10 protein-coding genes are annotated in these 11,414 nt (G+C 37.9%); 5 read left to right on the top strand and 5 right to left on the bottom strand.

Annotation, left to right across the window (positions count from 1 at the left end; translation table 11 throughout):
* Positions 1–130: 130 nt before the first annotated feature.
* The 3 genes from PL11201_RS09525 to PL11201_RS09515 form a co-directional block, all read right to left on the bottom strand.
* The gene (locus PL11201_RS09525; RefSeq protein WP_079678347.1) at positions 131–1,927 is read right to left on the bottom strand and encodes a caspase family protein; all 1,797 of its coding nucleotides are present in this window, start codon (positions 1,925–1,927) and stop codon (positions 131–133) included.
* Between the two features lie 153 nt (positions 1,928–2,080).
* Entirely contained in the window at positions 2,081–3,004 is a 924-nt protein-coding gene (locus PL11201_RS09520) for a DNA-methyltransferase (RefSeq protein WP_200816737.1), read from the bottom strand.
* Positions 3,005–3,160: 156 nt separating this feature from the next.
* Positions 3,161–4,681, bottom strand: a complete 1,521-nt coding sequence (locus tag PL11201_RS09515; protein WP_079678345.1) for an Eco57I restriction-modification methylase domain-containing protein — start codon at positions 4,679–4,681, stop codon at positions 3,161–3,163.
* Positions 4,682–4,954: 273 nt separating this feature from the next.
* Here PL11201_RS09515 and PL11201_RS09510 point away from each other — a divergent pair, with 273 nt between their 5' ends.
* The 5 genes from PL11201_RS09510 (at position 4,955) to PL11201_RS09490 (ending at position 9,325) form a co-directional block, all read left to right on the top strand.
* Positions 4,955–6,136 carry a DUF4347 domain-containing protein gene (locus tag PL11201_RS09510; protein ID WP_079678344.1) on the top strand — a complete coding sequence of 394 codons (1,182 nt, stop codon included), beginning with the start codon at positions 4,955–4,957 and terminating at the stop codon, positions 6,134–6,136.
* Positions 6,133–6,663, top strand: a complete 531-nt coding sequence (locus tag PL11201_RS09505; RefSeq protein WP_079678359.1) for a calcium-binding protein — start codon at positions 6,133–6,135, stop codon at positions 6,661–6,663. The genes PL11201_RS09510 and PL11201_RS09505 overlap by 4 nt, the downstream gene beginning before the upstream one ends.
* A gap of 75 nt (positions 6,664–6,738) precedes the next feature.
* Positions 6,739–7,560 carry a sulfotransferase gene (locus tag PL11201_RS09500; RefSeq protein WP_079678343.1) on the top strand — a complete coding sequence of 274 codons (822 nt, stop codon included), beginning with the start codon at positions 6,739–6,741 and terminating at the stop codon, positions 7,558–7,560.
* A 39-nt stretch (positions 7,561–7,599) separates the two neighbouring features.
* Positions 7,600–8,337 (top strand): GNAT family N-acetyltransferase, encoded by a 738-nt coding sequence (locus PL11201_RS09495; protein ID WP_079678342.1) that lies wholly within the window; start codon positions 7,600–7,602, stop codon positions 8,335–8,337.
* 208 nt (positions 8,338–8,545) lie between these two features.
* On the top strand, positions 8,546–9,325 hold the full coding sequence (locus PL11201_RS09490; protein WP_079678341.1) for an SDR family NAD(P)-dependent oxidoreductase: 780 nt from the start codon (positions 8,546–8,548) through the stop codon (positions 9,323–9,325).
* Between the two features lie 195 nt (positions 9,326–9,520).
* Here PL11201_RS09490 and PL11201_RS09485 read toward each other — a convergent pair whose 3' ends face one another.
* Together PL11201_RS09485 and PL11201_RS09480 are read right to left on the bottom strand one after the other, a co-directional pair.
* Entirely contained in the window at positions 9,521–10,267 is a 747-nt protein-coding gene (locus PL11201_RS09485; protein WP_079678340.1) for an MAE_28990/MAE_18760 family HEPN-like nuclease, read from the bottom strand.
* Positions 10,264–11,382, bottom strand: a complete 1,119-nt coding sequence (locus PL11201_RS09480; RefSeq protein WP_079678339.1) for a DUF262 domain-containing protein — start codon at positions 11,380–11,382, stop codon at positions 10,264–10,266. Before PL11201_RS09480 ends, PL11201_RS09485 begins: the two co-directional genes overlap by 4 nt.
* Positions 11,383–11,414: the final 32 nt, after the last annotated feature.

Below are 11,414 nucleotides of genomic sequence, written 5' to 3'. Positions count from 1 at the left end.
ACTGTATATTTTAGAGGCTGAAACCCCTTACTGGCTTGGATCGTCTCGAAAATTTAGATAATTAACAGCTTATTAAAATACTAACTATTGACTGATGACTGATGACTGATGACTGATAACTGATTGCTAATTACTGATTCTTTTTCCAATCAGCGATCGCTTTCTGAGCCACATCATAGGCTGATGTATTTTCGGGAACTAACTTAGCTGCTTCAATAGCATTAGCATATTGCTTTTTCTTGGCCCGGGATTGAGCAATTTCCCAGATTTGATTTGACCATTGATTGATTAACTTCTCAGCCTCCAAATATCCAGGCTGATCCGCCGGAATTTTTTGGACAAGACCGATGGCATCACTATAGGATGAGGCTTGACCGGGCTTAATTAAAGCCTTAGCCTGGCTCATAATTCCTTGATTATTGTTCAGGATTTTTAACTGAGCTTCCCACTCCTGAAGTTGTTTTTGTCCCTGTTGATAAATCTCAGGATCAGCGTCAGGCAGCAACTTGATCGCCTCCACCGCTCCTTGCCAATTTTGACTCAGGGCGCGCCCTTGGGCAATCACCAGGATCGTTTTACTCCACTGTTCAATATCCCCTTGGGCTTCCTTGTACTGCGGATCACTCGCCGGAATTTGTTGAACGATGGCGATCGCCTTACTAAAATCAGAAGCGGAAGCATCTTTTAACAGGAGTTTCGATTCATCCAACAATTGAGCCGGACTTGCAGGAGTTGGAGTCGGGGGTGTGCTTTCCGGTTTTGTGGTCGCGGGCAGTGGTTTGGGAGTTTTAACCACCGTTGAAGTCTCAACAGAAGACTTAGCGGTTTTTTGACCTAAAAATATCGGTTTATTGGTTAGAAACACACCCAGCAACAGTACCAGCGCCGTTGCGCCACTCCAAAGAATTAACCGTTGTAAAAATGAACTTTCTGTCATAGTGTCCTCTGTTGAACTTGCAGGCGGTTGGGAGTTCATCTGAACTACAGAATTTGGAGGATTGGGGGGTAAATTTCCGGGTTCGACGGGTTCACCTGTCGCAGAACCCCGATCTCCATTTCCTTGATCAGAGGATAGGGATAATTTCAGTGGATCTTCCGATACGGTCGCAGTCCCATTTTGGTGAGATTCTACAGTTGCCATATTTATTTCTCTAATACCATTGGAAAGATTAATAGCCACCTGACGACTTTCAGGTAAAAGTACCTGCTGGAGTTTAGAGGCTGGATAAACTGCAAATACGGGGTTTTGTCGGGGTCTTAAATGTTGTTCCGTCACTTCAGGTAAACGTTTCTCCAGTCCATGAATTAATGAATCTGAAGTTGAAAATTGTCCGGCTTTTAACCCTTCCAATAATACGGAAGTAAAGAATCCTTGGCGCAAAGCCGAAGTTTCCCTGGACAACTGTTCGGGCTGACAAGATAAAATCGTCGGAATTTTTAATTTTCGGGCGATTTCAGCCGTTTGAATTCCGACACTTTCCCCCGCGTGCGCCCCCTGAGCGCGGTTAATATCCAGCAACACCAAAATTTTATCGGTTGCTGCGGCTTTAAAATAGTCAAATAACTTTGGAATGGGAATTCCCGTTGTTTCTAACTGAGTCGGGTTACCGTCAATTGGTAATAGATAATCCTGTCCCCCCTTGGCGAACCCATGACCACTAAAGAAAAACCAAAGGACATCCTCCGGGCCAAGTTGCTCTTTACAGAAAGACTCTACCCAATCTAAAACATTTTCCCGATTGGGATAGGTAGACATCTTCGACACTGGAGGCGAGTGATCGCAGAGCAATAAACTCTGATCACGAGGAAATCCGGCAACATCAACCAAATATTCATAAATAGCCTCTGCATCCTTTTGGGCATAATTCAAGGGTTGCAGATATTGATATTGATTAATGCCAATGGCAATACAAATATAGCGTTTCATCGCTTATGCCCCATAAATTTCTAGTTTTACAACACTTAACTTAAAACCCCATCATACATCATTACAGCAATATCTATCGCAGTGTGCAAAGAAATTAGGACATCAATAAGATCTTTAAATTCGCTCCTGAAAAATGACTTTCCATAAAGCTCCCTATTTCCCGTTATATTTGCTAAACACTGGATGGGACTCAAATTCAGTTTCGTTTAATAACTTAAAGGAGACAAAATCAGAAAAAATATCGGGTTTGATTTTGGCAATATGCTGATCTAAATAGCTATTCAAATCAGTAGAAAGATCATTTGCTATACTATGTCTTCCTTCTTCTATACACACTCTTGTTGTTACTCCTGAACCTGCGAAAAAATCAAGCACAACAGAACCAGGGTAAGACATCGCCCGGACAATTCTTCTAATTACTTCCGTTGGTTTTTGGGTGGGATGTCCTACCCTTTGCAGGGAATTACCATTCAATCTTCCAATCTCCCAAACATTAGTCGGATTTTTTCCTTTCTCAACATTCTCAGGATTTAGTCTTTTATCTTTTAAGTAAAGTGCTTTAGTTTCTTGATCAAAAGGTATACGAACTGCATCTAGGTCGAAAACATATTTTTTTGTTTTCGCAAACCAGGCTATTTCCTCATGGCGATTAGCAAAGAATCGATGGGCACTCATGCCATTTTTATAGTACCAAATAATCATATTCACTAATCGCATCTTACTCTGATGACGCATATACATCATAATTTCTAGTAAGTCACCACTTCCGGCTTCACTTTGATATTGAAATCCACCAAATATAACAATATTTCCCGTCTCAGATAGAACTCTCTCGCTCTCTATCAACCAATTAGATGCCCACTTAATATAATTATCAAAGTTATCCCATTCCGCGAGATTTATATTATAAGGAGGATCACAAACAATCAGTTGAACCGAGTTTGAGGGAATCTTTTTAAGCAGTTCAAGACAATCGAGATTCATTACTGAATGAACGGTTTCTTGATATTCTTTAACTTCAATTTCTAGTTCAGAAGTGTGAACCCCCTTACGTTTTCTTAGGGCATTCATTCCCATAAGTCGTGTATTTCTGTGCGATCGGTTAGCCATATTTTTTCTATAGATAAGACCAGTTTTAGTTAGGTTAGTGTTTACAACTTCTTTGTATCTTTGTGTTTAAATTGAATTTTATTTTTATAATAATACCATTAATAATTTCTATATACATCGCTTTTATTCAGATATTTTAGCACCATATACCTCATAAAAGTATTGATTCAATTCTTGTAAATTTTCCTCGTTAACAACATTAGATTTAGATAATATTACCAGCTTTTTTACTTCTTTTGATATTTTTTCTAATAACGAGTTTCCTGGTATAATCAAAGGTATTTTCTTAATATAATTTGCAGAATTATTAGTGCTTATGTTAATAGTTCTAATCAGATTATTACAAATTTTGCTATTAAAAAAACCAAGTAAATAGTACATTAAATCTTGATAATCTTGGCGGGGAAATATTCCCACAATAGACTGATCAAATAATCTCCCATCAAGTAATGATCCCGTAATTGAAGAAGATGATATCATCGGTACAGCAATTCCCTGACGGAAATAAAATTGCGAATTCTGAAATCTGGCTTTTTGCTTATTAGTAACTGTATAATCATAAACTGCTTCTTCCCCCCAGTCCATAAACCATTCTGATTGTTTGTAGAATCTTTGATTACCACCCTTGACAATCGGAACCCAATAACAATTATTTTTAATTCCATTCAGAGGTGGATTAATAGAAAGATCATCTTTACAGATCCTATGATCCTCTACAATAGCATATTTTTTAGTCCCCCTAGTAACAGATGGCGATCGCCTTAAATACTTGCCATCATTCCCCGAATAAAAACCCGTGACCACAAAACAAATATCACCTATTGTCATATTATCAGAACTCATAACTTGAGAAATCCAGTCTTTTGAAAACAGAAAAAAAGCCTGGGATGGATTGTTAATAAGTTGACGGTAGGAAAGTCTACAAAGTTCATAATTTTTCTTGGCATTAGTTAATAATTTCGTTAACTCTGACGGTGAATGCAGACCATTATATACAGGAAAATTGTAATCAATATTAGGTTTTTCCTTAACAATAGATATTATACTCAATCCCGCATAGCCAAAGTTGACACCCGGGAAAAAATCCGAAGGAAAAAGCGTGATTGATTCTATTTTATAATTACTAATAATTTCTTTTCGCAAACCTTGATGCTGATGGAGTGATAAATAGGTATCGGGAATAATAAAAACTAGGCGTCCGTCCTGTTTTAATAATTCCAGCGTTTGAATTAAAAATAAACCGTAGGTTTCCTTGGCGTATATATGAGGATATGCTTTTTTTAATTGTTTTCTCTTTTCCGGTGATTGATAGGCTCCATAGGGTGGATTAGCAATCACTCTATCAAATTTTTTGTTAGTGTTTGCCAGGATAAAATCTTGATGTATAATCTCAATATTTTTTAAGTAATTATATTTGATATTTAACTGATTTACAGCATCAATATTCAACTCATAGGCGGTAATTTCTGGAGTTAATCCTTGTTTTAATAACTCGTCAATAAACACACCCTCACCCGCACAAGGTTCAAGCACAGACAGATGAGAATTACATTCGAGAAGTCCCACCATATAGGAGGTAATATGATGACAATTCGTGTAATAGGCTTGGAACTGATCTTGCTTTCTATTTGTGGGAGCTACCATGATTGAAAACTGCTATATTTATATTTTATAATCTAAAAAATTAATTAATAGTTTACTGAGGCGAACATCCACACCTTGCTGATTGCCCTTATGTTTTCTATTTTAAGCGTGACGCCATGATCGTTGTGGCTACGCCATCACATCCCATCCCATCGAATTTACATTAATACATAAAAGTACACATAAATTCACAAAATTAATTAATATTTGTTCTGATTTTTAATAGTTTAATTGAAAATTGATAGACTCAAGAAACCAGATTGGGTTATCCTAATGCAAACACTAAACCAGACTAACCTAGCTTTTCAATCTTCAAATAAGCAAATTATTTTCATTGACTCCTCTGTAGAAAACTACCCAAGCTTGATCACAGGAGCAAACAAGAACACAGAAATAGTCATTTTAGAAAAAGACCGTAGTGGCGTAGAACAGATCACACAGGCACTCAGAAGCTGGTCAAATATAAAAGCCTTGCACATAGTTTCTCACGGTAGCCCGGGCAGTTTACAACTCGGTTCAGACATTTTAAATAGGGAAAATTTAGACAGTTTTAATAGTCTACTCCAGCAGTGGGGAAAAGCCCTAACAAAAACCGCAGATATTTTGCTTTATGGGTGTGAAGTAGCAGCAGGAGAAACAGGAGAAAAATTTATCAGGTGCCTGAATAAAATTATTGGAGCCAACATAGGAGCATCCAGCAACAAAACCGGCAACGTCGCCCTAGGAGGAAACTGGAAATTAGACAAAACCATCGGGTCAATTGAAACCCCCCTAGCTTTTTCAGCAGTCACAATAGAAAGCTATGCCGGAGTGTTAGCAACCGCCAACTTCGATGTGAGCTCAATCTTCACCGAGGATGTCATTGTTAACTACACTGGTGGAGTTACAGACACCACCCAAAACGGCATGAGCACATCGAGTGAAACCCTAATCACTCAGTCCTTTGCCACCTTTAAAGTAGGTGCTAATGGTAATGGTTTACCCGACAACGGCTCTTTCGCCGCCAGCACCTACCATCCCGCAATTCAACTCGGCTACAGTAACACCAGTAACGGCAACAACGCCAAAGTTCTCAGTGCCAACAATACCAGCTTTACCTTCAACATTACATCTGGTCAATATTCAGCCATCCACCTGTTCGCCACCAGTGCAGATGGTACAGCCGGGATAGAGGTAAAGTTTAACTATAGCGATGGCACTAATCAAACCAGCACAGCCAATGTGCCTGACTGGTTTGACACTATTACCGAATCCGCTAACACATACTATCTGATTGATGGGACAGATCGGAGCTTTGATTTAACAGGGAGCAGCTATCATGATGCTAACACAGTCGCCCTGTACGGGCTGAAGTTCGCTCCCAACCAAGACAAAACTCTCAGTAGTATTACCTTCACAAAAACCAGTGGTTCCACAGTTATAGCGCCCGCCAAGGCGGTAAGGACAATGACCTGATTTTCGGAGGTTTAGGAAACGATACCCTCAGTGGTGATTTAGGCAATGATACGGTATTAGGAGAAACTGGAAATGACCTGTTAGTTGGTAATGTCGGAGATGATCTCTTGTCGGGTGGTTCAGGAAACGATAACCTTTATGGTGGCGACGGTAAGGATCTGATTCATGGCGGTCAAGGCGACGATCTTGTAGATGGAGCTAATGGGGATGATTTCATCACAGGAGATTTAGGCAATGATACCCTGAATGGTGGAGTCGGAAGTGATTCGCTGATCGGGGGTCAAGGAGCAGATATCTTTATGTTAAATCCGGGTGAAAATGCTGATTTTATCCTAGATTTTGTCGGAGGTGAGGATCTGTTAAAATTGACCCAAAATTATAGTTTTAATCAGCTTACCATCCTTCAAGGCAGTGGGACTCAGGCGGGAAATACCTTGATTCAAGTAGCAGCTAACAATGAACTTTTAGCCACTTTAATTGGTGTTCCTGCTAACTCAATTACCGCTAATTCTTTTACCCTTAATTAACGCATAAATCCTGAAACCCGGTTTCTTCAAGAAGCCGGGTTTCTTCAAAGATTCCTGAAAACTTCAACAATTTTTATGCTCCATCATCGTTACCTTTATTTAACCGGACTCCCTTGCTCTGGGATGTTTTTTTTCAGTCAACTGTTAGCCCAACATCCTGAAATTGAGAGTAATTATTTGCGATCGCCGATTTGTGACTTACTGCTGAACTTTCGCAACTTTTTGACCACTAATCCCGAATTAATTAACGGACTAAATCAAGACTTTCAGGGGACAATGGAGCGATCTCTCTTAGGAATGAGAGGGTTTATCAATGGTTGGGATAAACCGATTTCTCAACCTTGGATTGCTAATTTTCATCCTCAATGGTTGGAGCATTTAGAGTTAGTTCATTTAATTGATCCTGATTTTAAAATGGTAGTTTTTGTGAGAGAATTAGGTCAAATTTATGGAGCTATAGAAACCCAACATCAAAAAACATTACTATTAGATTTTCCTGAAAAATTAGCCTCTCTTTCCAGAGCAGAACGCGCTCAAAAATTATTCATTCCTCCAGGGATTGTAGGTTCAGGTATCAAGGCTTTAGAACAAATCCAAGACTTAGAAATTAGTTTACAAGAACGGTTATTTTATGTCGTTTACGAACATTTAATGACCAATCCTCAAGAAGTCTTAACAGAATTATTCAACTGGTTAAACCTCCAACCCATTACACCGAATTTAACCCTAATTAATTTTGAATTATCTAATTATTCTCAGTCTTTCGGTAAATATGTCGAAGAACCCTACAATTCCCATCAGCCATTAGTTAATTATCCTATTCCAAAGCGTTTTGAAACCACAATTAAACAGAATTTTACTTGGTTTTATCAAACTTTTTACCCTGGTTTATTATAATTTTCAGTCACACTATTCCCTGTTTTCTGCTATAACTCTATGACTTTTAATCCTCTCATTCTTCATCAAGGACGCTCTCTAACCCTCAAACGTACAACTCCCGATGATGCTGCTTTTCTGTTTGAAAAAATGTATTCCTGTTATGAGTTTATGCGTTTATTTCGTCTAAATGATACAGCAGAAACCGTAGAACAAGTTAGAGAAAAATTAATCAGCAGATCCTATTTAACACCTGCCAAAAGTGGTTATTTAGAATGCTTAATGATTCATAAACATCATGGCATAATTGGAATTATTGCCGCCGCCGACTATAGTGCTCTCCATCAAAGGGCTGAACTGTTAATTGGGATTTTTGAGGAAAAATATCGTTCTATTTCCTATGGGATTGAAGCGGGTTTATTAATGACAGACTTAATTTTTAATGCCTATCATTTACATCGCTATTATGCCTATTGTTATGGTTATAACCATCCTGTCCATGCAGCTTTAATTACCGCAGGATTTCAATTAGAAGGAATTATGAAAGAACATTTATATAATCCGGTTAGTCAAGAATATGTTGATCTGCACATTTATGGCATGAATGAAACTCAGATGCGACAAAATCCTCGGATTTCTCGTTTATCAAAACGATTAGTTGGACGTGATATTACCCAACCTTTAACAGCACCCCTTCCTCCCCCCGATGAATCCAAAATTCCCGCTATGAATACTGTTTCCCCATCGGAAAATCAACCTTATTTTGCTAAATCAGGAATACTCAAATGGGGGAATTGATGAACATAATTTGGTTCAAAGCCATAAACTTCGATATTTACCCTTCTACCTAACTGAAGAACATAGTCATCGATTTTATCTGCAATGTCAATAGTTTGCCACCGCCCAACCTGCTCCCAAGTCAGATAAATCATTTTTAGTGGGTGTCAACCAGCCTTGAAACCAAATACAATTATTAACTAGAAAGTTATTCTAGGATGGAAAATCAATGAAAACTGCGTTAATTACAGGAGCTTCTGTTGGTATTGGGGCGGCGTTTGCCAAGGAATTGGCATCTCGGAAAATAGATGTGGTTTTAGTGGCCCGTTCTCAAGATAAATTAGAACAACTGGCAGAAAAATTGCGATCGCAATATAATATTAAAGCCCATGTCATTCCTCAAGATTTGACACAACCAGAGGCAACACAATTGGTTTTTGATGCAGTTTCTCAACAAGGATTAACCATTGATTTATTAATTAATAATGCCGGATTTGGAGATTATGGAACCTTTGCCGATCGCCCCTTAACTAAACAAGTGCAAATGATTCAGTTAAATATTACGGCATTAGTTGAACTGACTCATTTATTCTTAACTGATATGAAAAAACGGGGTGCGGGTGCAATCGTTAATATCGCTTCAATTGCCGGTTATCAACCCTTACCCTATTGTTCTGTTTATGCGGGAACAAAAGCCTTTGTTTTGAATTTTACTGAGGCTTTATGGGCAGAAAATAAAGACTCCGGGGTGAGACTTTTAGTGGTCTGTCCTGGCCCTACGGAATCTAACTTTTTTGTCGCGGCAGAATTTCCTCAAACTTTTTCCGGCGGACAGAATTATACGACGGCGGAAGAAGTTGTTAAGGATACATTGAACGCTTTAGAAAAAGACTTTTCAACCTTAGTAACTGGAGGATTCACTAATCAATTTATTGTGAATTTACCTCGATTTTTCCCCAGAGATACGATTGTTAGTTTAGTGGAAAAACAGTTTAAACCTAAGAAATAAATTGTTGTTGGGCTAAAGCCCTCCAATCTTTGTGCTAAAGCCCAACAACGATTTATGTGGATAAGTGCCGCCAGGTAAGATTTTAACTAGGGGAGAATTGCGGTAAAACGCTTTCCAAAAGTCCTAATTTGACACTTGCAAAGCAGTAGTAACACACGGGAAAATTAACTGTTTTCCAGTATGTCTAGTCTTCTACTATAATTTATACTTTTTATTATCAATATAATCATCAATGTTTTGCAGCAGATGAGTCAGATACTTAACTACTTTTTCTTTATCATCAATCAAGTATCTGAATACACTTTTGTGATCATCAGCACTGTCATCAGGCTTTTTCCAACCAATTTGATTTGATGCGTCACAAAATGAAACGTTTCCATGAGCTAAATTGCATCGTATCCTCACTACAAAGTTAAGGATGTCATCTATGTCTTTATCAGGAACTCCTAAATTACCGTGAAAACCATACATATCTATAAGTTTCTTGATGGTCTTAGCGTCTAGGTTGCCGGATATGGGAATATTAGTTGGATCTAATGTAACTATTTCATCCTTTATAACTGATCTAATTGTATCTTGAAGATTATTCGCTATAGTTTCCTTTTTAATATTAGAATCTATGAAGCTTTTGCTTTGATCATTTAATAACCATAACTTCTGAATTTTTTCACTTAAATCTCGGTAAGTTAGCTGATCCATTAAAATCGCATCATGGATTGCAATTATCCCATTCCTAATCGAAGATTCAATTAAGTTGTATAAAAGTAAATAGCAATGGGATTTCAGGATTTTCTGAAGATCCCTATCAACTGTGTACTCACCTGATGGAAAAATGATTGAGTTCGTAGACAAAGGCCCTAGTTCTTCAATCCTATCTACTAACTCAAAATATTTATTAATCTCGGCTACTCGCTTGTGAAATTCCCTTATGAAATCTCTCATAGACTGTCCTTAAGCAGGCTATCCTTAACATAGTCAATTCTTTGCCTCATATTCTCAGGCTTATGGGTTTGGTAGCGACCAATAGGAATGCGGAAAGAATCTGTCTGAGTATTTTTCTCCCCAGTTTGCCATAATCTGTTAATGACTAAATCAGATTTTTCCTGAAGAGCGAGGTGAGAACCAACTGAAATAGCCTCAAAGTAAGGGCGCGAAGTTGCATCGGAATTATGATATTTTTTGAACCCACTGGGGAAGGTTTTTTCTACAAAAAACAACATTTGCTCAAAATCATTCAGTTTTTTGCTTTTTTCTTCATTTGTAAAGCTGTTATTTTTCCAAATCACATATTCGTCAAGAAATCTAGCTACTCCTATTCGCTCAAGATCGAGATAACTTTTTACATTAGAAAGACAAAAATCTGGATAGGTTTCTGAAAATGCAAAAAATCTTAGCACAAGTTCAGCTTCTTCATTCCTCTTCTGAAAATATCTATAAATCGGACAGAGCTTGATCAGTGTTTTATTTTTTGCACATTCAAAGACAAAATCAATAAAATCGCCTCTGTATACTCCTTTCCTCATCTCCATAGGAGTGAGGTCAAGGCTACTGGTATTGATTCGGTCAAACATATCATTTCTTACTTCTTCATTGGCTTTGTCTGAAAGAACAATCGTTCTAAGAGAAGTATTATTAAACTTTCTCTGGCGTGATGGTGCAAAATCTTTAAAGTAAAAACCGTTCAAGGAATCTAATGTTCTCAAGTTAGTTAATCGCAACTTGTCTGTGATAAAAGCGGCAAGAGTTCTAACTCGTTGAGAGCCATCAACAATTTCTAGCCTTCCAGATTCTTTAATTTCAGCCATGAAGAGTAGAGGGATAGGTAAACCGAGAATAATAGATTCAATTAATCTGGATTGACGATTAATATCCCATACAAACTCTCTTTGATACTCAGGCACATAAATGTCGCTTTCATCCTGCTCATCTTTCTCTAAGTATTTATTGACGATGAACTCTATTGTCCAGTCTTTCGTATCATAGTCAATTTCTTGCCTTCTATCCTCAATTTGCTGTTCTGCGGCAGTAATTCTGTCTTGCTGAATTGCTTTAACCATAAGACCTCGCGCTTCATTGAAACAGTCATTCT

The sequence above is a fragment of the Planktothrix sp. PCC 11201 genome, from assembly GCF_900009135.1.
In the GTDB taxonomy this organism is placed as follows: Bacteria; Cyanobacteriota; Cyanobacteriia; order Cyanobacteriales; family Microcoleaceae; genus Planktothrix.
Note: the sequence above shows the minus strand (reverse complement) of the source record. Positions and strands in the feature narration are given on the sequence as shown.

What these genes read in the sequence shown, in the direction of transcription:
- PL11201_RS09510 (WP_079678344.1), top strand. Translation starts at nt 4,955, where the DNA reads ATGCAAACACTAAACCAGACTAACCTAGCTTTTCAATCTTCAAATAAG.
- PL11201_RS09480 (WP_079678339.1), bottom strand. Translation starts at nt 11,382, where the DNA reads ATGGTTAAAGCAATTCAGCAAGACAGAATTACTGCCGCAGAACAGCAA.
- PL11201_RS09490 (WP_079678341.1), top strand. Translation starts at nt 8,546, where the DNA reads ATGAAAACTGCGTTAATTACAGGAGCTTCTGTTGGTATTGGGGCGGCG.
- PL11201_RS09520 (WP_200816737.1), bottom strand. Translation starts at nt 3,004, where the DNA reads ATGGGAATGAATGCCCTAAGAAAACGTAAGGGGGTTCACACTTCTGAA.
- PL11201_RS09500 (WP_079678343.1), top strand. Translation starts at nt 6,739, where the DNA reads ATGCTCCATCATCGTTACCTTTATTTAACCGGACTCCCTTGCTCTGGG.
- PL11201_RS09495 (WP_079678342.1), top strand. Translation starts at nt 7,600, where the DNA reads ATGACTTTTAATCCTCTCATTCTTCATCAAGGACGCTCTCTAACCCTC.
- PL11201_RS09525 (WP_079678347.1), bottom strand. Translation starts at nt 1,927, where the DNA reads ATGAAACGCTATATTTGTATTGCCATTGGCATTAATCAATATCAATAT.
- PL11201_RS09515 (WP_079678345.1), bottom strand. Translation starts at nt 4,681, where the DNA reads ATGGTAGCTCCCACAAATAGAAAGCAAGATCAGTTCCAAGCCTATTAC.
- PL11201_RS09485 (WP_079678340.1), bottom strand. Translation starts at nt 10,267, where the DNA reads ATGAGAGATTTCATAAGGGAATTTCACAAGCGAGTAGCCGAGATTAAT.